The following is a 24,799-nucleotide window of genomic DNA, read 5'->3' as shown; positions in this document are numbered from 1 at the left end:
GATCAATCCCCCGCGCTCTGGAATTCTTCGGGCCGCTCCAGAACGGAATAACCGCGCTGCATATTGGCGATGAACACCTGTACCGACCGGAAGAACATCAGAACGAAAGCGGCCAGAACCGTATAAAAGACGATGCTGCGCGGCAGGGCGACGGTGACCATCTCCTCATCCGCGACGATTTCCATGTAGCGCCACATCAGCCAAGAGGTGTAGGCGAAGAACAGAATCCGCAGCACATCGACGAGGATCGACATGGCGCGGGCCACCTGCGGCGGCACATAGTGATAAAGCACATCAACCTGGATGTGGCGCGACATGCGCACGCACATGACCGAACCTAAAAAGACGACGCCGATCAGGCAGTTGACGGCGATTTCTTCCGTCCAGGCGTAGCTGTCGTTGAGCACGTAGCGGGTGAAGAATTGAAGGAACACGCAGCCCGTCATCAGCCAGAAGAGGCCAAGCGTAACCCAGTCTTCGAATGAATAGACCTTGAGATCGACCTCCGGCGGCGCCTCGTCGAACGTATGGGCGAGTTCCTCAGGCGTGACCTGAGTATGAATTTCCTGCGACATTGAGATATCCCGTCTGGAGAGAAAGGGCGGTGCGGCAAGGGAGCCGCACCGGATCTTGCTTCACTTGACGGCGCGAATGGCTTCCCAGTCGGCCTTGTCGTAACCGAAGTCCTCGAACTTCACTTTTTCGAGGACGTTCTTCTCGAAGTCGGCCTTGTCGACTTCGGCGACGGTCAGGCCGCGCTTCTTGAAGTCTTCGACGAGGCTTTTCTCGCGGCCTTCGATGGTCTTGGTGGTGCGCTCGGCAGCCTGTTGCATGACTTCGGTAAAGATTTTCTTGTCTTCATCTGACAGCTTGGACCACAGGTTCTTCGATATCACTGTATTGAGGTGGTCGACGATGTGGCCTGTCAGGACGATGTTCTTCTGCACTTCGAAGAACTTCTTCGCCTCGATGGTGGTGAGCGGGTTTTCTTGCGCATCGACGGTGCCGTTCTGCAGCGCCAGATAGACTTCCGCAAATGCAATCGGGGTCGTGTTGGCGCCGCAGGCGCGTGGCATGGCGAGGTATGCCGGAACATCAGGCACGCGCATTTTCAGCCCGCCCATGTCGGCGCAGGTGGCAATCGGCTTGTTCGATGTTGTGTGGCGTGTGCCGTAATAGCTGACGGCAGCGATATGGTTGCCGGTCTTGTCTTCGTAACCCTTGGCGAGCCGCTTGAAGATATCGCTTTTGGTATAGGCGATCAGATGGCTTGGATCGCGGAAGATGTAAGAGTCTGATTCAAAACTATCTCGTGTAATTTCATGCTCTTGCGATACGGCGTGTGAAGAGCTGGATTGATGCGATGAACAGCCAGGCGGTTGCTGAGGCGATGGTTTGTTCGAAGTCCTTGGCGAGACGTCGGTTGCGGCTGAGCCATGCGAAGGTTCGTTCCACCACCCAGCGGCGCGGCAGCACCTCGAAGCCTTTCGCGGCGTCGGACCGCTTGATGATTTCGATGGTCCATTTGCTCTTTCCGATCTTGCGCAGTGCCTCCCGGAGCTTGTCACCGGCATACCCACCATCGGCGAAGACGTGCCGCAGCCACGGGAAGCGGCGGATTATTTCGGCGAGGACGAACGGTGCCCCGTCGCGATCCTGGATGTCGGCGGTGTGGATCACAGCATGAACCAGGTTGCCGTCTGTGTCGGTCAGGATGTGGCGCTTGCGCCCCTTGATTTTCTTGCCCGCATCGTAGCCCCGAGGCCCGCCGCTCTCGGTGGTTTTGACACTCTGGCTGTCGATCACTCCTGCACTGGGCGACGCTTCGCGCCCTGCCGCTTCCCGGCCGATCAGAAGCAGAGCATGATTGAGCGAAAGCCACAGACCATTGTCGCGCCACAGGTAGAACCAGCGTCGTACCGTCGAGACCGGAGGAAAGCAGGGCGGCAACATCCGCCAAGGCAGCCCTCCGCGCAGCAGATACAGGATCGCCTCGACGATGCGCCGCAGCGGCCACTTCCGCGGACGCCCAACCTGTGAAGGCTGCGGAAGAAACGGCTCCAGCACGGCCCATTCCGCGTCAGTCAAATCGCTTGGCAAAGTCAGCTGTGCACGGGCATACTGCGCCCGAGTGGTGTCGGTCCACATCGTCGAACTCCGGAAGTTTGTTGCAAAACCCCGTGAATCAGCGACTTGGGATGGCGTCAAGCTAACCCGCTGACACCACTCAACTTAATTTCGGATCAGGCTCTAAGGGAAATAGGTGACGCCGATCGGCTTGAAGTCACGCGCGGCAAAGCTCGAGCCGGAAATGATGATATCAACGGTGCCGATCTTCAGGCCCTGATTGATATCGGCTTCCTTGCCGAGCTGCGAGGCCGGAAAGACATCGATCTTGTAGCGGCCATCGGTTCGCTTGGCGATCTCTTCCGCGGCCCAGACCGAATCCGTATGGAACGGCTCTGAGGTCTCGTAGACATGTGCCCATTTCAGTGCGGTCTGCGCCTGCGCCGCAAGCGCCGAGAGCAGGATGGCCGCTGTAGCGCCCATCAAAGTCGACAATCTGATTTTCATTCTTAACTCCTCCCGAATTAAAGCCAGATTTCCGTTTTTCCCGTCGCCGGTTGCGGCGGCGGTTATTCTTCTCCGAGCGTTTCCTCCCCGAAACTTTCGGAAAATCTCTTCTGCGACAGCGTCAGATGCTGCCGCATCGCCTCGCGGGCACCTTCCGGATCGTTCGCGGCAATGGCGTCGCGGATGACCCGGTGTTCCTGCACGGCGAGGTTCCAGGTGTGCGGACCTTCGAAATAGCTGGCGAGCTTTTCGAAAAAGGGTGACAGGCTGCGCTCGTCATAGATCAGGCCGGTAAAGCGGTTGAGCGCCGAGTTGCCGATGATGTCGGCGATGGCGGTGTGAAAGGCCCGGTCGAGATTGAGCGCCTGCGGTGAATTGTCGAGTGCGCCGGCCATGCGCTCGATGATGTCATCAAGTTTGACGATGCATTCCGGCGTGGCGAGCCGTGCGGCTTCCTCCGCGATAGCGCTTTCGATGATGCAACGCGCCTGCAGGATTTCGAAAGGCCCATGCGCATCCGGCACTGTTGGCTTTTCTTTCCCCTGTTTGCCGGTTGCGTTTACATAGACGCCCGAACCCATGCGAATATGGATGTGGCCTTCCACTTCAAGAACGATAAGCGCTTCCCGCACCGTGGGGCGTGATACGCCGAAGCGTTCCGCAAGGTCGCGTTCCGCCGGCAGGCGCTGACCGTCCGTCAGTTCCCCGCTTTCGATGAGCAAGCGAATTTGTTCCGCAACCAGCCGGTAAAGGCGGCGCGGCTCAAGAGCCACAAACATGATGTCCTCCCAGCGCGAAAGTCTCCCCCAATCGCGCAAGCGGTAAGATTGTCTTACCAATTTCATTAGGGCGCATTTGGATGACGCTGTCAATTAGACGTTAATGAAAAATATACGGAGGTCGTCAGGAGGCTCAGCGGGGCGGTATTGTCACGCTCCCCGGGGCTCTGGCTCCCGGGGGTTCTGCCATTTCCTCATTCTGGCCGCGAGCTGGCCGGGCAGCCGGATTCCCTGGGTGGAGAACGATGGCAAAGTCGCAAACTTTGCCTCTCTCAATATTTTGGATGATGTCGGGGCGCGATGGCTTGCCAGCAGTTCGCGACATCGGCTGGCAAGCGATCGCTTCTTTCCCTTTGAGGGCAGGCTTTTCAGCCCCTGCCCGTCGCCAGCTTCAGGCCGTCTTTACCGTCGATAATTACATTCACCTCACCATAGCCGCCAATGGAAAGGTGTGGCGTTTCGATAGGATGCGAATGGGTGGCGTTGATGACCACCACTGACGCCCCCATGTTTTCCCCCGCCTGGATGCCGGCGAGGGCGTCCTCGAAGACAATGCAGTCTTGCGGTGATACGCCGAGCTTTTCGGCCGCTTTTCGATAGCCTTCAGGATCGGGTTTGCCGTTCACCACGTCTTCCGCACAGATCATGACAGGCGGCGGTGCAATGCCCGCCGCAGCGAGCCGGCGTTCAGCCAGTTCGCGTACGGCCGACGTCACGATAGCCCACTTGCCCGCCGGCAGCGACTGCAGGAAAGCGCCGGCGCCCGGTATCTGAACAATGCCATCCACATCATCCATCTCTGCACGAAGGATCATTTCGGCCTGCTCATCCACGTCGAGACCCGGAATGGCCTCACGGCGGATAACCTCCGAGGCTCGCATGCCGTGAATGCGCTGCAGGAAGGCATTCGGCTCGATGCCATTCGCCACTGCCCACTCCCGCCATACGCGCTCGACGACGGCGATCGAATTGACGAGTGTGCCATCCATGTCGAACAGGAAGGCCGCAAACTGTTGCGAAAAAATCTGGTTTTGCGGCGGAACTTTGCTGTGCATCTCATTCTTCCGTTGAACTGTCGGCCTCGCCTGTCTCTACAGTATTGTCAGGCATAACGGAATCGTTTTTCAGCCGCCAAGGGCCGATAGTCATCTGCCGCGGGTGGGGGATGTTGTCCCGGAATCGGACGCGGTCAGACTCACGCGAGTCGAGGTCGTCGGCAGGCAGGGCGGCGGTGAACAGAGCCACACCGGGAGTCAGCCTGCAGCAAGGATGCGCTGTTATCCTTTGTCTTCATATGTCAGGGAATGGCCAGATTCAAAGGGATAACAGATGTTCTAGAAGGTTCTGCATGAGAGTTTCGAACGCGGAATTTTCTTAACGATTTCCCTCTCTTGAGGGTGGCGTTAACCATTTGTTAACCATATTCGAGGTACCTAATTGTCAACGATTTGTTTACCAAGATGACCAAAGTGCTAACAGACCAGCGTTCCATCCGCATCAAAGGCCGCTCCTTCCTCGCAGTCGTCCTGTCCCCCGAAGCTCCGGTCGATCAATGGCTGGAAAGGCTCGATGATCTCGCGGCGCGTTCGGCGGGCTTCTTCCTGTCGCGGCCGGTGGTCCTCGATGTTTCGGAACTGTCGCTCGACAAGGCGGGTCTGAAGGACCTGCTGGCGGCGCTCAGGGAGCGCAATGTCGGCATCATGGGCATCGAGGGCGTTCGTCCCTCGATGATCGAGCCGGGCATGCCCCCATCGCTGAAGGGCGGAAAGCCGGCTTCCGATGTCGAGGTCGAGCCGGTCGCCGTGGTTGCCGAATTGCCGGAGGAGAAGCCCCGTACATCGGGCGAGATCCGCGCCGTCGTGCAGTCGCTCGTCATCAACGAGCCCGTGCGCTCCGGCCAGTCGATCATGTTTCCCGAAGGTGACGTGACCGTCATCGGCTCGGTCGCCTCGGGGGCGGAGATCATCGCTGGCGGTTCGATCCATGTTTATGGCGCGCTGCGCGGGCGGGCCATGGCCGGTTCGCTCGGCAATGTCTCTGCGCGCATCTTCTGCCGCAAGCTGGAGGCCGAGCTTCTGGCAATCGACGGCGTCTACAAGGTGGCTGAGGACATTGACGACAAGCTGCGCGGGCAACCCGTTCAGCTCTGGCTGGAAGACGATACGATCAAGGCCGCAAAACTCGGCTGATAACAGATAAACACGCACGAACAGGAGAGAGCCATATGGGGAAGGTAGTCGTTGTAACTTCCGGCAAGGGCGGGGTCGGCAAGACCACCTCGACCGCAGCGCTTGGCGCCGCATTGGCGCAGAATAAAGAGAAGGTCGTAGTCGTCGATTTCGATGTCGGTCTGCGCAACCTCGATCTCGTCATGGGTGCTGAACGCCGCGTGGTCTACGATCTCGTCAACGTTATTCAGGGCGATGCCAAGCTGACGCAGGCGCTGATCCGCGACAAGCGCCTGGAGACGCTGTTCCTGCTGCCCGCCTCGCAGACGCGGGACAAGGACAATCTGACGCCGGAAGGTGTCGAATGGGTCATCAACGAGTTGAAGAAGCACTTCGACTGGGTGATCTGCGACAGTCCCGCCGGAATCGAACGCGGCGCGACGCTGGCCATGCGCCATGCGGATGTGGCTGTGGTCGTTACCAATCCTGAAGTCTCCTCGGTGCGCGACAGCGACCGCATCATCGGCCTGCTCGATTCAAAGACGCTGAAGGCCGAGCGCGGCGAGCGCATGGAAAAACACCTTCTCATTACCCGCTATGATTCTGCGCGTGCGGAGCGGGGTGATATGCTGAAGGTCGACGACGTTCTCGAAATCCTGTCGATCCCGTTGATTGGCATCATTCCCGAGAGTTCGGATGTGCTGCGCGCCTCCAACGTCGGTGCGCCGGTCACGCTCGCAGATGCCCGCTGCGCGCCGGCCATGGCCTATTTCGACGCTGCCCGCCGCCTATCGGGGGAAGATATTCCGGTGGTCATTCCGGGCGAAAAGCGTGGCATCTTCTCCAAGATCTTCGCAAGGAGGGCTGCATGAGTCTCTTCAATCTTTTTCGCAGACAGAAGTCGGCACCGCTTGCGCGTGAGCGCCTGCAAGTGCTGCTCGCCCATGAGCGGGCCTCATCGGGCTCTGATCTTGTTGCCATCCTGCGGGAAGAAATTCTCGGCGTCATTGCCAAGCATGTACAGATCGACGGCGACCGTGTGCACGTGAAGATGGATCGCGACGAACATTTCTCGATTCTCGAGATCGACGTCGAAATTCCGCTCGGCGCAGATCTCCGCGCCGCGTGACATAGGCATGAAAGACGCCGCCCCAACCGGGCGGCGTTTTATTGCGCGGTCGTATCCACGGGGTTTCGAAACGCGTCAGCGAGATCGTCCGGAAGCGGGCGCTGAAGGTTCATCCCGTTCGGCGGGATCGGAGCGTTGAACCATTTCTCGTAGATTTTGTCGATTTCACCGCTCGCATAGATTTCACCCAGGGCCTCGTTGACGGCATCTCTGAAACCGGTATCGCCGTGGCGAAGCATCAGGCCGTAGGGTTGGGGTGGCGCAAGATATTCATTTGAAATTGCGTAATCCTGAGGCCTGCCTGTTTCGGCGACGAAGGATCGCAGAAGAATATCGTCCATGACGAAAGCCGAAGCACGGTTTTCCGTCACCATCTCGAAACCGCCTTCGGTGCTGTCATTTTGCAGCACGGCGATGTTCAGCCCCAGCTTGCGATTGAGCACGTTCAACTGGCTGATATCAATGGTTCCCGTCGTTACCACCACGGTACGCCCGGCAAGATCCGCGACGGTATTCAGGCCGCTCGATTTCAGCGCCACGTATCGCGTACCGGTGATGAAGTGGCTGTAGGAGAACCATACGGCCTTGCGCCGTTCTTCCGTGTTCGTGCTCGCCACACATTCCATGTCGATCGTGCCGTCATTGAGAAGCGTGATCCGATTGCTGGGCGTGCGTTTGACGAAGTCGACCTTCAGTCCCGGCAGATCCAGTTTTTCCCTGATGGAATCCACCACCTTGAGGCAAAGCTCGATGCTGTAGCCGATCGGCTCCGGGCCGGTGCCGAGATACGAAAAGGGGATATTGCGATCGGCATAACCCAGCCGGATGATACCGGTTCTAGCAATGGTCTCGAGTGTCGGCGGCTGCACTTCCTGCCCGGCCGCATAAGTGGATAAAAGGCTAAAAATTCCTAATGCAAGCCATAATGTCGATCTCTGCATCGCGCATCTCCAGCTAAAGTATCTGTCGAAACGTGTTTTCATAAAAATTGAGGCGGGGGTGCGAGCACCTTAATCCCGATATTCTTTCGGTTGTTCGTAGGCCTGTCTCAGAGCTGCTGCCATCGGCAGGTTCAGATTCATGCCGTTTGGCGGAATGGGTCTGGTGAACCATTTTTCATAGAGATCATGAATGGCGGGGCCAGTGAAAATCCGTTTCAGACTGTCGTTGACGGCCGCCTTGAAGGCCGGGTCGTCGCGACGGAAGACCAGCCCATAGGGTTCGGGTGCGCTCAGCGTCTCCTCGGAAAGCGCATAAAGATCCGGATTTTCAGATGTCGCCGCCAGCGCCGCCAGCAGGATACCATCCATCACGAAAGCCGAAGCCTTGCCGGAAACGACGAGGGCGAAGGCTTCCTCGTTGGTTTTCGTCGGCATGACGGAGATATTGAGGTTCTTCTCACGGTTCACGGCATTGAGCTGCTCAATATTGACGGTTCCGGAGGCGGATGTGACTGACCTGCCTGCCAGATCGGCGAGGCTTTTCAGATTGTCCTGCTTGCGCGAGAGAAACTGTGTTGCCGTCATGAAATTCGGATAGGAAAAATCCACGATCCTGCGACGGTCGCTATTATTGGTGGTGGCTGCGCATTCGATATCGATCTGACCGCCGCGGACAAGGATGAAGCGGGTGGCGGGCGTGGCCTTGACATATTCGACGTCGAGCTTGTCGAGTTTCAGGGACTTGCGAATGTCCTCGCTGATCGTCCTGCAGAGATCGGTTGAGAAACCGGTCACCTCTCCGTTCGGCAGCTGATAGGAAAAGGGGGGTTCAGCCTCACGATAGCCGATGCGGATTTTTGCGGTCCTGGCGATCTGCTGAAGCGTGTCGCCTTCACCGGCAGCCTGCAGCGGGGTGAGGGGGGCAAAGCATGTGAGGAAAAGGCAATAGACTGCAATACGCATTTATGTCCTCTTGGCCGGCGGCCGGTTTCTCAAATCGCTTTTTGTGAAGGGCAATAGGTGTCCTGTGTCGGTCGTCCGGCATCGTGGCCCGTCTGCGCGGCTCGATCGGCGGTTTCGGTTTTTCCCACTTGGACGATGACCGCACGGTTTTTTAGAACCTGCGCAAGCGGTGCAGGCTCGGCGAAATAATAGCCCTGGGCCTCGTCGCATCCGGAAAGTTTGAGCACCTCGACCTGCTCCCCGTTTTCCACCCCCTCGGCGGTCACCTTCAGGCCGATCTGTTCGGCCATGTCGATAACGGTGTTGACGATAGCCGAACACATGGGATTGGCCGGAAGGCTGGAAACGAATTCGCGGTCGATCTTGATCTTGTCGAAGGCGACGTGGGTGAGCGTGCTGAGCCCCGCATAACCGGTGCCGAAATCATCAAGCGCCAGGCGGACGCCTCTTTCCTTCAGCATTTTTAGGACGCGGGTGCTGCTGTCGCGCTCAAGCATAGCCGTTTCCGTCACTTCCAGCTCAAGCCGTTCCGCCGGGAATCCGGATGCTTCAAGCGCCCGGTCCACAATGGGGACGATATCGTCATTGCAAAGTTGAACGGCGGATAGGTTGACGGCAAGTCTGATATCCTTCGGCCAGGTCATTGCATCCATGCAGGCCTGCGCCAAAACCCACTCGCCCAACGGCCTGATGAAGTTGTTTTCTTCCGCAAGCGCGATGAAGCGGTCCGGAGAGATCAGGCCAAGCTTGCTGTGGCGCCAGCGGGCAAGCGCTTCATAGGCGACGATGCGGCCGCTCTGCAGATTGACCACGGGTTGGTAATGCAGCTCGAACTCATGGTTTTCAAGGGCGGATTTCATGTCTATTTCCAGCGCGTGCTTGTGCTGCGCAGCCATGTCCATGCCTGGCTCATAGAAGACGAAATAGCCGCAACCCATGGATTTCGCCCGGTAAAGGCCGAGATCGGCATGTTGCAGCAGCTGTGTGGCCGATGTGCCGTGACCGGGCGCACAGGCGATGCCGATGCTGGTATCGATGCTGATGTCGCTGCCTTCGAGCGCGAAACTGCGCGACACGGCATGCACGACCCGCGCTGCCAGCATCGCCGCATCGCTCTCAAAGTCGCCGCTTGTCGACTGTATGATCGCGAATTCATCGCCGCCCAAGCGGCTCACCATATCGTTTTCTCCGAGGACGGAGGAGATCCGCGAAGCGACAGCCACCAGCAGGGCGTCGCCGGCCGCGTGCCCGAGCGTGTCGTTAACGGCCTTGAAACGGTCGAGGTCCAGCAGCATGACATTGAACAGCTGGCCGGACGCGGAGAGATGCTCAAGGCGGTTTTCCAGCGTTTTCATCAGCAGCACCCGGTTCGGAAGCCCGGTCAGTGCATCGTGATGGGCCATGTGCTCCATTTGCTGCGCCATGTCGCGTATCTGCCGCAGGCGTCCACGTTCCAGGACGGCTTCGCGCAGCGTCTCGATGGCGGTTGCCATGTCGCCGATTTCATCCCGCCGATCCTGAAAGGGGGTTGCGACATCAGTTTCCTCGCGGGCGATCCGCAGGGTCGCCTGCACCAGCGCCGGTACGGGTTTCAGGAAATGCCGCGCGATGACCGTTACCAGAACACCTGTCACGGTCAGCACCACGATCAGCGCGATGAGCGAATTGTAGATCAGTTTGCGCTGCGCGCCATAAAGCGCATCCGAACCACCGATGCTGACGGCGACCGCGCCGATCGGCTTTTTCGTCTCCGTACTGATGATCGGCAGCAGGCCGATATAGTGGCTGGAGTCGCCTATGGTTGCAAACCCCGTCGCGAAGCGCGCCGCCACGGCATCTCTGGCGAAGATCGGGTCGGTAGCGAGCGGTTTTTCATCATCGTCTGTGGCGTTGTCGAAAGCGGCTGCGATCTGCCTGAAACCGGAATCGGCGTTATCATAGCGGAATAGCCAGACGGCATTTTTCGTCTGGGCGCCTATGAGCGCGAGAACATCGCTTGGATTGAAGCCCGTAACGAGAATGGATTCATCGTCGCCGATAGGCTTGTCGGTCAAAATGCCGTTGACCTGGCCATCGGCATCCGCCGTGACGCTGACATAGGTGTAGATGCTTCGAAGGGTGGCGCTGGCAATCTGGGAGTTGACGCGGGCCTGATTGAGCCACTGTTCGCTGGCGGCGGCAACGAACATGTACCAGCCCACAAGCGCGCCGATGCTGTAGGCGAAGATCACCCCACCCAGGAAAATCAGGGTTATCTTGCTGGCGAGCGAGCGTCGCCGCGACGACCGGCCCTTTTCCGGCGGCGTCGTTGAGCGAAGCATGTGGCCGGGCTCTACCTGTCTATCCATCCCCCGATAGGCAGTCTCTTCCATTCGCGATAGTCCCCCGCGATGTCGCGTTATGATTGTTTTATGGAATTTTTATAGGGCATGCACTTCAATGGTGTCTGCTAAATAATTCAACAAAGTTTAGATGCGATTAAGAATTAATCCGTCTTTTTACAGTCGCTGCTTATATAAGCGGTCTGTCTTTGCACTTCAGGTTGAGAAATAGACCCTGGCAGCAAGTTCCAGTGACGGCAACGACCGTCCGGGAAAAACCCGCGACCGGCCTTGCCAAGCCTTGCATAAACGGCATGTTGGGCATGATACGCCGATTTTAGGGAATTTCGTCATGGCTCACAGGGGCAAGAACATCGCGCAGCTTTCCGCTCTCATCCAGGGTGGCCACCTTGATCCGCGCGCCCTGGTGGAAGAGACAGTCGATGCGATCCGTCAGGAGGCCGATCAGGCCATTTTCATAGGGCTGACGGCGGAGCGGGCCGCCGCCGAAGCGGAGGCCGCATCGACACGCATTCGCGAAGGCCGTTCCCGCGGGCTTCTCGACGGCATTCCCGTGGCCTGGAAGGATCTTTTTGATCTGGAGGGAACGGTGACCATGGCCGGATCGACCGTGCTTGCGGATGATGAGCCTGCGTCGCGGGACGCTGATGTGGTGACCGCGCTGAAACAGGCCGGCATGATCTGCATCGGCCGAACGAATATGAGCGAGTTTGCATTTTCCGGTCTTGGCATCAATCCGCATTACGGCACGCCGCGCAATCCCCTTTCCACGGATGGACACCGTCTGCCCGGCGGTTCCTCCTCCGGTGCGGGCGTGGCCGTGGCGGCCGGTCTGGTGCCGGTGGCGATCGGCACGGATACGGGCGGATCGGTCCGCATTCCCGCCGCTTTCAATGGCGTGGTAGGCTACAAGGCCAGTCGCGGCCGTTATTCGATGCGCGGCGTATATCCATTGGCGAAGAGTCTCGATTCGCTCGGGCCCCTCACCCGCACGGTTCAGGATGCGGTCTGGGTGGATGCCGCCATGCGGGGCAGGACTGCCGCCGATGTGCAGCGCGTGCCACTTTCCAGCCTCTCGCTTGTTGTGCCCGAGACCGTATTTTTCGACGGAATCGAGGACGAAGTCGCGGCCGCTTTTGAGCAGGCGGTGGACCGTCTTGTCCGCGCCGGTGCCTCGGTGCGACGACAGGCATTCCCGATTTTTTCGGAACTGTTCGAGCTTATCAAGGAAAAGGGTGCGCTGGTGACCGCGGAGGCCTTTGCCCTGCACAAAACCCGGCTGGAAGGTGCTGATGCCGCGCGCATGGACCCGCGCGTTGTCGCACGAACGAAGCTGGGGGCCAATATTTCAGTGCCGGATTACATAGCCATCATCGATGCGCGGGAACGCATGACTGCGGCGTTTTCGGGAATGATCGGGAAAGGCGAACTGCTGATGTCGCCGACATTGCCGCATGTTGCGGCCAGGGTCGCGCCGCTTCTCCAAAGTGACGATGCTTTTTTCGCCATGAATGCAAAAACCCTGCGCAACACGCAGATCGGTAACTTCTTCGATCTCTGCGGTGTTTCGATCCCCTGTGGAACGGGCGACGCAGGCATGCCGGTCGGTTTGCTGCTTTCAGGCCTGGACGGTACGGATGACTATGTGCTGGGGGCGGCGATGGCGACGGAAGAAATCGTTCGGGCTTGAGGTGTTCATCTTCTCGGCTTGTCGGGAACGTGGAACCTATCCCCCGATATCCTCTGGCCTGTCCCGAGGATTTGCTGCCGATCCTCGGCGCGAGGCCGAGGATGACGTTGCGAGGGAGAGGCTGCCGATAACCTCAACGCGCCGCCCAATTGGCGCCGCGGCGAAACATGGTCTTCATCTGCGGCACGGAAAATTCCTTGGCCTGATGTCCGAGCGCCGAATAAAAAACGCGGCCCTTGCCGTATTTGCGTTTCCACACCACCGGCATCACCACGCCGTCGATCCACCAAGCGTGATCGCCGGTGAACGTCGTTGTCGCCAGAACCTCGTTGGAGGGGTCAACATGCATGTAATATTGCTCTGACGTATAGGGAAAATCGGAAATCCCCTCCATCAGCGGATCGTCAGGGCGGGTGATGTTGACCGTGTAGTCAATGATATTTCCGGGATGGGCGACCCATTGCCCGCCGATCATGAACTGGTATTCCACGCATTCGCGAAAACTGTCGCCCGCGCCACCATGAAAGCCGGCGATGCCGACGCCGTTTTCAACAGCCGCCGTCAGGTTCTTGATTTCTTCCTTCTCGATCTTTGACATGGTGACAATAGGCACAACAAGGCTGAGATCATGCACCGACGGATCGGCGAAAGCCTCGGTGCTGTGCTCGACATAGACCTTGAAACCGTCCTCCTCCAGAATGTCCTTGACGATGGTGGCGCATTCCTGCGGCTCGTGGCCGCTCCAGCCGCCCCAGACGATGAGTGCTTCGCGCATTTATTTCCTCCTCGGGATTATTTGCCGAGCTGGCCGTCGACCAGCGATGTTTCGAGCGGGGCAGGGCGCTCCGCCTTGGTGGTTATGGAAACGGTGGTGCCGCTGTCTGACGCTGTCTGGAAGGCTTCCATGACTTCCAGTACATGCAGGGCAAGATCGCCATTGGCGCGGTGCGGGCGGTTTTCGCGGATCGCATGGGCCATGTCCGCCACGCCGATGGACCGGTAATTGCCGTCGGCATAGGGAGATGATAGCGCCTGCGTCTCGAACTGGCCGCCCTTTTTCAGCAATTGCACCTCGCCGCCGAAATGGTTGGGATCAGGTACGATCAGCGTGCCCTCGGTGCCGTAGAGTTCCAGCGGCACATGCTTGTGACCCGCCACATCGAAGCTCATGCCCACCTGCACCACGGCACCGTTCTCGAAGGCGAGAACCCCGGAGACATGGGTGGCAACATGAACGGGGATTTTTTCGCCGTTCTTCGGCTCGCTGGTGATGACTCGCTCATTGCGCGGCGCGATGGCGAAACCTGCCACCTTGGCCACCGGGCCGAACAGGTTGACGAGATCGGTGATGTAATAGGGACCCATATCCAGCATCGGCCCACCGCCAACCTCGTAATAAAAGGCGGGGTTGGGGTGCCAACGTTCGTGGCCGGGGCACATGAAGGTGGCGGTGCCGCCCACGGGCTGGCCAAGCACACCTTCGTCGATCAACCGGCGCGCGGTCTGGTGTCCGCCGCCGAGGAAGGTGTCCGGGGCCGAGCCGATGCGCAGGCCCTTGGCCTTTGCCGCATCCGCAAGGCGTTTGCCTTCCGCGAAATTGATACCGAGCGGTTTTTCCGAATAGGCGTGTTTGCCGGCCTCCAGCGCGCGCAGACCCACCTCCACATGCGCCTTGGGGATCGTCAGATTGACGATGATCTCCACCGAGGGAGCGGCGAGAAGTGCGTCGATGCTTTTCGCCTGCAGGCCGAATTCGTCCGCCCGCGCTTTTGCGGCTTCCTCGTTCATATCCGCAAGACCGCGGATGTCGAGAATGGGAAACGATGCCATAGCCTTGAGATAGGCGCTGGAAATGTTGCCGCAGCCGATGATGCCGATGCCGACTTTGTTCATAAATTCCTCCCGTAAATCAGAAATGCCTTGGCCTGTGCTCACCCCTGCAGGTTAGAGCGCTGGCCCGGTCGTGTTCCATGGCGATTCGTAAAGTTCGTAAAGCGCAACGGCCGCGGCCCCCTGCGCCCACAATTCGTCGCTCGCAACATCGAAAACCAGTTCCGCCACACCGGCCAGAGATGGCGGCACTGCGGCATTGTAGCTGTTGCGAATGCTGGCGATGAAAGGTTCGCCAAGTTCGAGACTGGAGCCGGTGATGATGACCCGCGGCGGTGCAAACAGCGTGACGATATTGGCTAGTGTCAGGCCGAGGGCGGCACCGGCTCGCAAGGCGGCCGTGATGAGGTCGTGATCTTCGGCCGCAATCAGCGCATGAGCATGTTGCATGCCGCGGCCGAGCCGGATCGCTTCGGCAAAACGCCCGTCCGCCGGGCGGGAGCCCAAAATTGCGTTTTCACCGGCCTGGCTCGCCAGCCGCACCGTGCCTTCATTGGCAAGGCCGATGACGAGGTCACCCAGATTGTGGCTGAGACCGCCCGCGCCACGGAAGAGCTGGTTCTGGTGCAGCACGCCAAGGCCGAGCGTCTGTTCCAGCGAAATCAGCACCATGTCTTCGAGATCGCGCGCATGGCCGAACCAGTGATGGGCAAGCGTGATCGCGTGGGCGTCACTTTCGATAATGGTCGGCGAATTCAGCCGTGCTGTCATTTCCTCAGCGAAATTAACATTCACTTCCCGCAAAATCGGGCTGCTTCGAATCTTGCCGGTGCGATGTTCGATGACGCCGGGCAGGCCGAGGCAGACCATGTCCACATCCTCAAGCGATAGACCGGCATCGACGACGCAACGTCTTACGCCGTCCTCCACCAGATCGGCGATGACGCCGATGGGCTGACGGTCTACCCGGATCGGCAAGGCAAGCGTGGAGAGTACATTGCCGCAAAAATCGGTGACGACAAAGACCATGCGGTTTGCGGCAATCTTGGCGCCCACAACGCGGGCGGCATCCGGGTTCAGCTCCAGCATCACACGCGGCCTGCCGCGCCCACCTTCGGTGCGGATATCGCCCAGGTGCCGGGTCAGGATGAGCCCGTCATCCAAAAGTGAGGCGGTAATGGCGGAAACGGTCGTGGTGGAAAGCTGGGTGCGTTCGCTGATCTCAACGCGGGAAATGGGCCCATGTCGGCGGATGCTGTCCAGCACGCTCAGCCTGTTGATCGCGCGCATTAGTTCGGGGTCTGCGGTCTTCATGGGGTCCTGCTGCGATAAATGCCGGTTCGAGAACCGATTTACGTCGGGTTGCGGATTAAATAACGGTGTAGGGGAGGGGTGTGTCAAGCTGTTCGCGCAAAAAATCGGCATAGTGCCTTGACATTGGGCGAGGGCTAATGTGAATTAATCCGCATTGGGGAATAAATGAGGAAATCCCCGAGGGAGGATCACCATCATGACGATTTGGCACGCAGGCGCAAGCCTGAGCGGCAGGCTGACAGGCTTTGCCGCAACGACAAGCATTGCTCTCATGCTCGGCGCAGCAAGCGCCTCGGCCGCGACGGTCGTTAAATGGATGCATGTTGAGCTGGACCCGAAATCCGTGGCTGTCTGGGAAGAAATTGCCAAGGAATACGAGGCCAAGCACCCCGATGTGGATGTTCAGCTGCAGTTCCTCGAAAACGAAGCCTTCAAGGCAAAATTGCCGACCTTGCTGCAATCGAACGATGTTCCGGACTTCTTCTATAGCTGGGGTGGTGGCGTTCTTGAGGAACAGTCCAAAACCGGTGCGCTGAAGGATCTGACCGAGGTTTTCGACGCTGATGGCGGCAAGCTGCGCCAGGCCTATAACGCTTCCGCAATTGACGGCCTGTCTTTCGACGGCAAGGTCTGGGCCGTACCTTATCGTGTCAGCCTCGTCAGCTTCTTCTATAACAAGGAGCTTTTCGCCAAGGCCGGTGTGAAGGCCGAAGACATCAAGACCTGGGCGGACTTCAGCGCGACGGTGAAGAAGATCAAAGACGCCGGCATCGTGCCGATTGCAGGTGGCGGCGGTGAGAAATGGCCGATCCACTTCTACTGGAGCTATCTCGTGATGCGCAATGGCGGCCAGGCCGTGTTTGACGCGGCCCGCAAGGGTGAAGGCGAAGGCTTTATGGATCCGGCGATTATCAAGGCGGGTGAGCAACTGGCCGAGTTCGGCAAGCTCGAACCCTTCCAGCCGGGGTATCTTGGTGCAACCTGGCCACAGGCACTGGGCGTCTTTGGCGATGGCAAGGCCGCAATTATTCTCGGCTTTGACAATACCGAAGCGAACCAGCGCAAGAATGCCGGCGACGGCAAGGGGTTGGCCCCTGAAAATATCGGTCGCTTCGCTTTCCCAGTTGTCGAAGGCGGCGCAGGCAAGGCTACCGACACTCTGGGCGGCCTGAACGGCTGGGCGCTCACCAAGAACGCCTCCAAGGAGGCTGTCGATTTCGCCACCTTCCTGACCAGCAAGGAAAGCGAAGAGAAAATGGCGACCGCCGGTATGATCCTGCCGGTTGCCACAGGGGCTGCCGGTGCGGTGAAGAACCCGCTGCTGGCGGATTCCGCCAAGCAGCTGGCTGCTTCCACCTGGCACCAGAACTTCTTCGACCAGACGCTCGGCGCTGCCGTCGGTCGTGTCGTCAACGATATCTCGGTTGAGATCGTTTCCGGCCAGATGACTGCCGAAGAGGGCGCCCAGCAGATTCAGGACGCATTCGAACTGCGCTGATCTGGTTTCCATGGCGGCGCCGCGAATGTGTGCGGCGCTGCTTATCTGCCTCCATGAAAGCGGATAGAGATGACGGATATTCCCATGACTTCTGCGTCCATACCGGCGCGCGGCGCGGCAAAGGCCAGGCGCAAGCAAAGTTCGGTCGCGCATGACCGGGCATTGACCCTTCTGGTCTTCCTGCCGCCCGCACTTTTGCTCTTTACCCTGTTTGTCATCCTGCCCATGGGCGAGGCGGCGTGGTACAGCCTTTACCGCTGGAACGGCTACGGCACGCCGACCGATTTTGTCGGCCTGAAGAATTTTCAGGTGCTTTTCGGCAATGCCGCATTCTCGCAGGCCCTGATCAATAACGGCCTCATCATCCTCATTTCGATCCTGATCCAGATTCCGCTGGCCATCTGGCTCGCCATGATGCTGGCGCACCGCATTCCCGGTGTCGTCGCCTTCCGGCTGGTATTCTTCCTGCCTTACGTTTTGGCTGACGTCGCGGCGGGTCTGATCTGGCGTTTCGTTTATGATGGCGATTATGGCCTGTTTGCCGCCATTTCCAATTTCTTCGGTTTCGCCAATCCCTATGTGCTGGCTGACAAGGATGTGGCGATCTATGCCGTGCTCGGCGTCATCGTCTGGAAATATTTCGGTTTCCACATGATGTTGTTCATCGCCGGCCTTCAATCCGTCGACAAGAACGTGTTGGAAGCGGCCGAAATCGACGGCGCGTCCGGCTGGCAGAAATTCCGTTACGTTACGCTGCCGATGCTGGGCTCCACGGTGCGCCTTTCCGTCTTCTTCGCTGTCATCGGCTCGCTGCAGCTGTTCGACATGATCATGCCGCTGACCGGCGGCGGTCCGTCCAACTCCACGCAGACCATGGTCACCTTCCTCTACACCTACGGCGTCATGCGCATGCAGGTCGGGCTTGGCAGTGCGGTTGGCGTCGTACTCTTCGTCATCTGCGTGACGCTCGCCTTCGGTTACAAAAGGATTTTCATGCGCCATGACTGACACATCCACTTCCGTCCGCATGCCGCTGCAAACCAAGCTTTATCTCTATATTTCATTGAGCCTGATTGCAGCCATCGTGCTCATCCCGCTTCTCACGACGGCGCTCGGTGGCTTCAAGACGCTGGGAGACCTGCGCGTTAACCCGTTCGGAATTCCGGCCGAATGGCAATGGGCCAATTACGGCGATATCCTGCTTGGCAAACGCTACTGGCTGCAGATTTTCAATTCGCTCGTCATCGCACTGCTCACGGTGTTCCTAACGCTGACAGTTTCGGCCATGGCGGCCTTCACTTTCGCGCATGTGAAGTTCTTTGGCTCGTCTTTCCTGCTCAATTATTTCTTGCTCGGGCTGATGTTCCCGGCGGCCACAGCCATTCTGCCGCTCTTCATCCGCATTCGCGATCTGGGCCTGCTCGATACCTATTGGGGCGTGGTGCTGCCGCAGGTGGCCTTTGGCCTCGGCATGAGCATTCTCCTGTTCCGCAATTACTTCCGTAATCTGCCCGACGAGCTGTTTCAGGCGGCCTTTGTGGATGGCTGCGGCTATCTGCGCTTCTTCTGGCATATTTCCGTGCCGCTCTCACGGCCGATCGTGGCGACCGTTGGCATCGTTTCCTTTGTCGGCAGCTGGAACAGCTACATCCTGCCGCTCATCATGCTGAATTCGGAATCGAAATATCCCTGGCCGCTCGGCATCATGGTCTATCGCGGTGAGTTCGGCACGGAATGACAGCTTGTTCTTGCTTTCATCACGCTGACGATCCTGCCGACCGTCATCGTCTTCTTCCTCGCACAGAAACACATCATCGCGGGCCTGACGGCCGGTGCCGTCAAATCGTGACGTGAAAGGAGCAAAATATGGCTTCCGTCGAACTTAGAGAGATCCGCAAGTCCTATGCCGCGCTCGATGTCATTCACGGCATATCGCTCGATATTGCTGATGGAGAATTCATCGCGCTGGTCGGCCCTTCCGGTTGCGGCAAATCCACCCTACTGCGCATGATCGCCGGGCTGGAAGAAATCACCGATGGCGATATTCTCATCGGCGACAAGGTGGTCAATGGCATGACCCCGCGTGAGCGCAACATCGCGATGGTGTTCCAGTCCTACGCGCTTTACCCGCATATGACGGTGGCTGAAAATATGGGCTTCAATCTGAAGCTTGCCGGCCAGCCGAAAAACGTCATTGAAGAGCGTGTTACGGAAGCTGCCCGTATGCTTGATCTCGGCAAGCTTCTGGACCGCAAACCCTCGCAGCTTTCCGGTGGCCAGCGCCAGCGTGTCGCCATGGGCCGCGCTGTCGTTCGCAACCCCGCTGTCTTCCTGTTCGATGAGCCACTGTCCAACCTGGATGCCAAGCTGCGCGTGCAGATGCGCAGCGAAATCAAGGCGCTGCACCAGAAGGTCGGCACGACATCCATCTATGTCACCCATGACCAGATCGAGGCTATGACTCTGGCCGACCGGGTCGTGGTGCTCAATCACGGCCGCATCGAGCAGCAGGGCACACCGCTTGAGCTTTACAAGACGCCGGCAAATCTCTTCGTCGCCGCCTTCATCGGTTCGCCCGCGATGAACCTCATAGAAGGCGTGGTGGATGGCGAGGGTGACCAGCCCGCCGCCCGGCTGAAGGACGGAACGGCGATCCGCATTGCCGCCTCCCGCAAGGTTAAGCGCGGCCAGCCCGTGACGATCGGGCTTCGCCCCGAACATATCGGTTCCGCGATTGGGGGAGATATCTCGCTTACCGGCAGAACGGTGCTGGTAGAGCCAACCGGCGCGCAGACCCATGTGGTCTTCGAATTGGCGGGCGATCAAGTCACGGCACTGGTGGATGGTGAGCAGCCGGTGAAGGTCAACACGCCCTTTGCCGCCACCGTGCACCATGAGCGCGTGCACGTCTTCGACAGGGCGAGCGGACTGGCGCTTTAAGTGCCCAGATGTTCTTGATGAAATGCTGAAATTCTCTTGCCCCTTCGCTTTTGGGGCTTGTCTGAAAATCACGAGCGGTTAGCTTGGCGATTGGGAACAAAGCGGGGTTACCGCGTAACTGTATCGATGCAGGAGGAGATTTTTATGAGAACGATCAAGGGACCGGGTCTTTTTCTCGGTCAGTTCGCCGGTGATGCGGCCCCCTTCAACAGCTGGGACAGCATTACCAAATGGGCGGCGGAAAAGGGCTATGCTGGCGTGCAGGTGCCGACCTGGGCCGGGCAGCTGATCGATCTCAAAAAAGCGGCGGAATCGAAGGACTATTGCGACGAATTCGCCGGTGTCGCGCGCCAGAACGGTGTGGAAGTGACCGAGCTTTCCACCCACTTGCAGGGCCAGCTTGTTGCGGTTCATCCAGCCTATGACGAGGCTTTTGACGGTTTTGCCGCACCGGAAGTGCGTGGCAACCCGAAAGCGCGTCAGCAATGGGCGGTGGAGCAGGTGAAGTTTGCGCTGAAAGCCTCCAGAAATCTCGGCATCAAGGCGCATGCGACCTTTTCCGGCGCGCTCGCTTGGCCTTTCGTCTACCCGTGGCCGCAACGCCCGGCCGGTCTTGTAGAAACAGCCTTTGACGAACTTGCCAAACGCTGGACGCCGATCCTCGATTATGCCGATGAGCAGGGTGTGGATGTCTGCTATGAAATCCACCCCGGTGAAGATCTGCATGATGGCGTCACATTCGAGATGTTCCTGGAACGGGTGAAGAACCACCCCCGTGCCAACATGCTCTACGACCCCTCGCATTACGTGCTGCAATGCCTCGATTATCTCGATAATATCGATATCTACAAAGACCGAATCAAGATGTTCCATGTCAAGGATGCGGAGTTCAACCCGACCGGACGGCAGGGCGTTTACGGCGGTTATCAGGGCTGGGTGGAACGGGCCGGCCGCTTCCGTTCGCTGGGCGACGGGCAGGTCGATTTCGGTGCGATTTTCTCGAAAATGGCCGCCAATGATTTCGATGGCTGGGCTGTGGTCGAGTGGGAATGTGCGTTGAAACATCCTGAAGATGGTGCCCGCGAAGGGGCTGAATTCGTCAAGGCGCATATCATCCGCGTCACGGAAAAAGCCTTTGACGATTTTGCATCTGGTGGCACCGACGATGCGGCCAACCGCCGTATGCTTGGGCTTTGAGAGCATTGCAGAGGAAACATTATGGCTATTGAAGGAAAGACAACCGACAAGGCGAACAAGCGGATTCGTCTTGGCATGGTGGGCGGCGGCTCGGGTGCCTTTATCGGTGGTGTTCACCGCATGGCTGCGCGGCTCGACAATCGTTTCGATCTCGTGGCAGGTGCGCTGTCTTCGACCCCGGAAAAATCCCTCGCCTCCGGCCGTGAACTGGGGCTCGATCCCGAGCGTTGCTACGGTTCGTTCGAGGAGATGGCCGAAAAGGAAGCGCTACGCGAGGATGGCATAGAGGCGGTGGCGATCGTCACGCCCAACCACGTGCATTATCCGGCGGCGAAGGCGTTTCTGGAGCGTGGCATCCATGTCATCTGCGACAAGCCGCTGACCTCCAATCTGGAGGACGCCAAAAAGCTGAAGGACGTCGCCGACAAGGCCGATGCGCTGTTCATCCTGACGCATAATTACACCGGCTATCCGATGGTGCGGCATGCACGGGAACTGGTGGAATCGGGCGCTCTCGGCACGATCCGTCTGGTGCAGATGGAATATCCGCAGGACTGGCTGGCGGAACCCATCGAGCAGACGGGTGCCAAACAGGCTGTCTGGCGCACCGACCCGGCTCAATCCGGTGCGGGTGGTTCCACAGGCGATATCGGCACGCATGCCTATAATCTCGGCTGCTTCATTTCCGGTCTGGAAGTCGACGAACTGGCGGCAGATGTGCATACCTTTGTCGAAGGCCGCCGGCTGGACGACAATGCGCATGTGATGCTGCGTTTCAAGCCGAAGGGTGGCAAGCAGGCGGCAAAGGGGCTGCTCTGGTGCAGCCAGGTTGCGGTCGGCCACGAAAACGGGCTGAAAGTTCGTGTGTATGGTGACAAGGCCGGCATCGAATGGACGCAGGCCGACCCGAACTATCTCTGGTTCACGAAGCTTGGCGAGCCGAAGCAGTTGATCACCCGCGGCGGTGCCGGGGCAGGGGCTGCCGCAGCACGCGTCACCCGCATCCCTTCCGGCCACCCGGAAGGTTATCTCGAAGCCTTTGCAACGATCTATACCGAGGCGGCGCATGCCATCGAAGCCCGCCGCACCGGATCGGCGCTCGACAAGGCCGTAATTTACCCGACCGTCGATGATGGCGTGAAGGGTGTCGCCTTTGTTACGGCCTGCATCGAGTCCGGCAAGAAGAACGGTGGCTGGGTGAAGCTCTGAGGCGAGGTTGCAGCGTATTTCTTCTCCCCGCCCCGGGGAGAAGAAAAAAGCTGATGCGCCAGCCCCTTCGTGGGCGGGGGCACAAGACTTAGTGATAAGCGCTGGACGACGTCGATTCCACGCGTTCCGTCACGGGGCAGCCGTCCTGGATCTTGGTCCAGGAGGAAACGTTGAGTTTCATCTCGCAGCGGGCCAGATAGGACCCGCCATCGACCCTGAGGCAGGATGTCTGGCCGAGCTGAAACATGACACCGCGATTTCGGCATTTGCAATTATGGGCATCCGCCAAAGTTGGTATAAGGGCGATGGCCAAGCCAAATATGAGCACTCCAGGACGCATGGCTGAGGCTCCAAAAGATATCCCGCCAGATTACTCCTGTCCGAGTGTATAGTCAAAACGTGCTCCTCTACGAGCACGTGCCGGAAGCTCAGTCGTCTCTGCCAATGCCCCGCTATCAGCCGATCAAAGTCGCCCTGATGTCATTGACATTCGTGAGCGTTGGACCGGTCACGACAAGATCTCCTGCCGCCCTGAAAGCCGTATAGCTGTCGTGGCTCACGAGTGACTGGCGCGGATCGACACCGGCTGCGCGCATACGGGCAAGTGTGTCCGGCGTCACCACGGCGCCCGCGGCATCCTCCACTCCGTCTATGCCGTCGCTATCGCCGGCAATGGCCCATATGCCATCAGCACCTTTGAGCGTCAGCGCAAGGCTCAGCAGGAATTCCGTGTTGCGGCCGCCCTTGCCGGCCGGCCCCTTACCGATCGTAACCGTGGTTTCGCCGCCGGAAAGCAAAACGGCCGGGCCTTTGAGTGGCAGGCCCTTGCGGCGAGCGGAAATCGCGATACCGGCCATGACCGCGCCGACATCCCTGGATTCACCCTCCAGCGAATCCCCGAGGATGAGCGGTGTTAAGCCAAGCTTAACCGCCTCATCCGCTGCCGCCTGCAAGGCGAGCGAGGGGGCGGCGATGAGCCGGATATCTTCCTCGATATCGCCGGCCTTCGGGGTTTCCTCGCCTTTTTCCAGCACCTTGCGCACATTTTCGGGAAGATCGAGCAGATAACGGGAAACGATTTCCCGCACGGTTTCAATATCGCTCGGATCGGCGACCGTCGGGCCCGAGGCGATTTCCGAGGGGTCGTCGCCCGGCACGTCGGAGATCAGCAGGGAAACGACCCTGGCCGGTTTGGCGGCCAGCGCCAGTCGCCCGCCCTTGATGCGGGAGAGGTGCTTGCGTACGGCGTTCATTTCGGAAATCGTGGCGCCGCTGGCAAGCAAAGCGCGGTTGACCGCCATCTTGTCCGCAAGCGTCATTCCCTCGGCGGGTGATACCATCAGCGCCGAACCACCGCCGGAAATCAGCGCGATGACCATGTCGTCTGCAGTCAACCCTTCAACGGCGGCGAGAATGCGTTTTGCGGCCTCGGCGCTCCTGTCGTCCGGCACCGGATGCGAGGCTTCGATGATTTCAATGCGTCCGGTCGGGACGGCATGGCCGTAACGCGTCACTACCACGCCGGAAAGATCGACATTTGGCCATGCCGCCTCAAGCGCTGCGGCCATCGCGGCGGAAGCCTTGCCTGCGCCAACCACCACACACCGCCCTCTAGGCGGGGAGGGCAGGTGTTGTTGCAACACCTTAGAGGGATCGGCGCTGGCGACTGCGGTCATGAAGATGCGGTTGAGAGCGTCTCTTGCGGACGTATCGTTCCATGCGGTCATTTGTTCATACTCCGATCCAGAGGAAGCCGAGCGCAAACAATGCCGGCAATGCCTGAATGAACAGGATTTTGATATTGGCTGTCACGGCGCCGAAAATACCGGCCACCAGCACACAGGTCAGGAAGAAGACTTTGAAGTTCAGCCCGTCGTCACCCTGCGTGAGCCCATAGATCAGCCCCGCTGCGAGAAAACCATTATAAAGCCCCTGATTGGCGGCCAGCACTTTCGTCTGCCGGGCAAAATCCGCGGAAAGACCGAAGGCCTTGCGACCGGCAGGCTTCTCCCAAAGCAGCATTTCCAGAATGACGATGTAAATATGGATTGCCGCGATCACGGCAATCAGAATGCTGGCAATCATCATCGGTTCCTCCAAACCCTGATGCCCGTCGCCAGGTCTGTCAGGGTAACAGGTGGCAAGCGGATAATTCCGTTTTAACGGCGCAACAGATAGCCGCAAGGCCAGAATCCTCTCTTCCCGTACAAACTGGTGAAGAGCGC

At 59.0% G+C, this 24,799-nt stretch carries 22 protein-coding genes and 3 pseudogenes; 10 read left to right on the top strand and 15 right to left on the bottom strand.

Annotation, left to right across the window (positions count from 1 at the left end; translation table 11 throughout):
- Nucleotides 1–2: 2 nt before the first annotated feature.
- The 6 genes and pseudogenes from EGT36_RS18210 to EGT36_RS18185 all read right to left on the bottom strand — a co-directional run bounded on the left by EGT36_RS18210 (nt 3) and on the right by EGT36_RS18185 (nt 4,408).
- Nucleotides 3–575, bottom strand: coding sequence for a TRAP transporter small permease (locus tag EGT36_RS18210; RefSeq protein ID WP_035208172.1), 573 nt, complete (start codon nt 573–575; stop codon nt 3–5).
- Between the two features lie 60 nt (nt 576–635).
- Nucleotides 636–1,289 (bottom strand): annotated as a pseudogene (dctP, locus tag EGT36_RS18205) (TRAP transporter substrate-binding protein DctP); the annotation flags it as partial.
- A gap of 31 nt (nt 1,290–1,320) precedes the next feature.
- Nucleotides 1,321–2,148 (bottom strand): IS5 family transposase, encoded by an 828-nt coding sequence (locus EGT36_RS18200; RefSeq protein ID WP_067489441.1) that lies wholly within the window; start codon nt 2,146–2,148, stop codon nt 1,321–1,323.
- 105 nt (nt 2,149–2,253) lie between these two features.
- A pseudogene (locus EGT36_RS18195) lies at nt 2,254–2,574 on the bottom strand (ABC transporter substrate-binding protein); the annotation flags it as partial.
- Between the two features lie 62 nt (nt 2,575–2,636).
- Nucleotides 2,637–3,353, bottom strand: coding sequence for a FadR/GntR family transcriptional regulator (locus tag EGT36_RS18190; RefSeq protein ID WP_004438798.1), 717 nt, complete (start codon nt 3,351–3,353; stop codon nt 2,637–2,639).
- A gap of 368 nt (nt 3,354–3,721) precedes the next feature.
- A complete protein-coding gene (locus tag EGT36_RS18185; protein WP_125270783.1) occupies nt 3,722–4,408 on the bottom strand; it encodes an HAD family hydrolase in 687 nt (228 codons plus the stop codon).
- A gap of 405 nt (nt 4,409–4,813) precedes the next feature.
- On the opposite strand from EGT36_RS18185, the gene minC reads away from it, so the two are divergent.
- Genes minC through minE form a run of 3 tightly spaced genes read left to right on the top strand, consistent with a single transcriptional unit; the run spans nt 4,814 to nt 6,650 of the window.
- Nucleotides 4,814–5,542 (top strand): septum site-determining protein MinC, encoded by a 729-nt coding sequence (gene minC, locus EGT36_RS18180; protein WP_004438803.1) that lies wholly within the window; start codon nt 4,814–4,816, stop codon nt 5,540–5,542.
- Between the two features lie 35 nt (nt 5,543–5,577).
- A complete protein-coding gene (gene minD / locus EGT36_RS18175; protein WP_004438810.1) occupies nt 5,578–6,393 on the top strand; it encodes a septum site-determining protein MinD in 816 nt (271 codons plus the stop codon).
- The gene (minE, locus tag EGT36_RS18170; protein ID WP_125270782.1) at nt 6,390–6,650 is read left to right on the top strand and encodes a cell division topological specificity factor MinE; all 261 of its coding nucleotides are present in this window, start codon (nt 6,390–6,392) and stop codon (nt 6,648–6,650) included. Before minD ends, minE begins: the two co-directional genes overlap by 4 nt.
- A gap of 38 nt (nt 6,651–6,688) precedes the next feature.
- On the opposite strand, the gene EGT36_RS18165 is transcribed toward minE, so the two are convergent.
- The 3 genes from EGT36_RS18165 to EGT36_RS18155 all read right to left on the bottom strand — a co-directional run bounded on the left by EGT36_RS18165 (nt 6,689) and on the right by EGT36_RS18155 (nt 10,926).
- On the bottom strand, nt 6,689–7,591 hold the full coding sequence (locus EGT36_RS18165) for an amino acid ABC transporter substrate-binding protein (protein WP_125270781.1): 903 nt from the start codon (nt 7,589–7,591) through the stop codon (nt 6,689–6,691).
- Between the two features lie 69 nt (nt 7,592–7,660).
- A complete protein-coding gene (locus tag EGT36_RS18160; RefSeq protein WP_125270780.1) occupies nt 7,661–8,554 on the bottom strand; it encodes an amino acid ABC transporter substrate-binding protein in 894 nt (297 codons plus the stop codon).
- Between the two features lie 29 nt (nt 8,555–8,583).
- Nucleotides 8,584–10,926, bottom strand: a complete 2,343-nt coding sequence (locus tag EGT36_RS18155; RefSeq protein ID WP_125270779.1) for an EAL domain-containing protein — start codon at nt 10,924–10,926, stop codon at nt 8,584–8,586.
- Nucleotides 10,927–11,227: 301 nt separating this feature from the next.
- On the opposite strand from EGT36_RS18155, the gene EGT36_RS18150 reads away from it, so the two are divergent.
- Entirely contained in the window at nt 11,228–12,586 is a 1,359-nt protein-coding gene (locus tag EGT36_RS18150) for an amidase (protein ID WP_125270778.1), read from the top strand.
- Nucleotides 12,587–12,719: 133 nt separating this feature from the next.
- Here the strand turns inward: EGT36_RS18150 and EGT36_RS18145 are convergent, their stop codons facing one another.
- Genes EGT36_RS18145 through EGT36_RS18135 form a run of 3 tightly spaced genes read right to left on the bottom strand, consistent with a single transcriptional unit; the run spans nt 12,720 to nt 15,730 of the window.
- Nucleotides 12,720–13,361, bottom strand: coding sequence for a ThuA domain-containing protein (locus tag EGT36_RS18145; protein ID WP_004438834.1), 642 nt, complete (start codon nt 13,359–13,361; stop codon nt 12,720–12,722).
- 17 nt (nt 13,362–13,378) lie between these two features.
- Complete coding sequence (locus EGT36_RS18140; protein WP_125270777.1) at nt 13,379–14,479, bottom strand: Gfo/Idh/MocA family protein; 1,101 nt, start codon at nt 14,477–14,479, stop codon at nt 13,379–13,381.
- Nucleotides 14,480–14,530: 51 nt separating this feature from the next.
- The gene (locus EGT36_RS18135) at nt 14,531–15,730 is read right to left on the bottom strand and encodes an ROK family transcriptional regulator (RefSeq protein WP_004438840.1); all 1,200 of its coding nucleotides are present in this window, start codon (nt 15,728–15,730) and stop codon (nt 14,531–14,533) included.
- 196 nt (nt 15,731–15,926) lie between these two features.
- Here EGT36_RS18135 and EGT36_RS18130 point away from each other — a divergent pair, with 196 nt between their 5' ends.
- The 6 genes and pseudogenes from EGT36_RS18130 (at nt 15,927) to EGT36_RS18105 (ending at nt 22,574) form a co-directional block, all read left to right on the top strand.
- The gene (locus EGT36_RS18130) at nt 15,927–17,228 is read left to right on the top strand and encodes an extracellular solute-binding protein (protein WP_034498157.1); all 1,302 of its coding nucleotides are present in this window, start codon (nt 15,927–15,929) and stop codon (nt 17,226–17,228) included.
- Nucleotides 17,229–17,297: 69 nt separating this feature from the next.
- Nucleotides 17,298–18,236, top strand: a complete 939-nt coding sequence (locus EGT36_RS18125; protein WP_100911418.1) for a carbohydrate ABC transporter permease — start codon at nt 17,298–17,300, stop codon at nt 18,234–18,236.
- Nucleotides 18,229–19,077: pseudogene (locus tag EGT36_RS18120) on the top strand (carbohydrate ABC transporter permease). The gene EGT36_RS18125 and the pseudogene EGT36_RS18120 overlap by 8 nt, the downstream one beginning before the upstream one ends.
- 17 nt (nt 19,078–19,094) lie before the next feature.
- A complete protein-coding gene (locus EGT36_RS18115; RefSeq protein WP_044459892.1) occupies nt 19,095–20,168 on the top strand; it encodes an ABC transporter ATP-binding protein in 1,074 nt (357 codons plus the stop codon).
- Nucleotides 20,169–20,312: 144 nt separating this feature from the next.
- Complete coding sequence (locus EGT36_RS18110) at nt 20,313–21,365, top strand: sugar phosphate isomerase/epimerase family protein (protein WP_004438853.1); 1,053 nt, start codon at nt 20,313–20,315, stop codon at nt 21,363–21,365.
- 21 nt (nt 21,366–21,386) lie between these two features.
- Complete coding sequence (locus EGT36_RS18105) at nt 21,387–22,574, top strand: Gfo/Idh/MocA family protein (protein ID WP_004438856.1); 1,188 nt, start codon at nt 21,387–21,389, stop codon at nt 22,572–22,574.
- An 88-nt stretch (nt 22,575–22,662) separates the two neighbouring features.
- Here the strand turns inward: EGT36_RS18105 and EGT36_RS18100 are convergent, their stop codons facing one another.
- The 3 genes from EGT36_RS18100 to EGT36_RS18090 all read right to left on the bottom strand — a co-directional run bounded on the left by EGT36_RS18100 (nt 22,663) and on the right by EGT36_RS18090 (nt 24,659).
- The gene (locus EGT36_RS18100; protein ID WP_125270776.1) at nt 22,663–22,914 is read right to left on the bottom strand and encodes a hypothetical protein; all 252 of its coding nucleotides are present in this window, start codon (nt 22,912–22,914) and stop codon (nt 22,663–22,665) included.
- Nucleotides 22,915–23,029: 115 nt separating this feature from the next.
- Nucleotides 23,030–24,301, bottom strand: coding sequence for a glycerate kinase type-2 family protein (locus EGT36_RS18095; RefSeq protein WP_125270775.1), 1,272 nt, complete (start codon nt 24,299–24,301; stop codon nt 23,030–23,032).
- A gap of 4 nt (nt 24,302–24,305) precedes the next feature.
- A complete protein-coding gene (locus EGT36_RS18090; protein WP_037093304.1) occupies nt 24,306–24,659 on the bottom strand; it encodes a DUF1304 domain-containing protein in 354 nt (117 codons plus the stop codon).
- Between the last annotated feature and the right edge of the window lie 140 nt (nt 24,660–24,799).

It is taken from the genome of Agrobacterium sp. FDAARGOS_525, from assembly GCF_003938925.1.
Classification (GTDB): Bacteria; Pseudomonadota; Alphaproteobacteria; order Rhizobiales; family Rhizobiaceae; genus Agrobacterium; species Agrobacterium pusense.
Note: the sequence above shows the minus strand (reverse complement) of the source record. Positions and strands in the feature narration are given on the sequence as shown.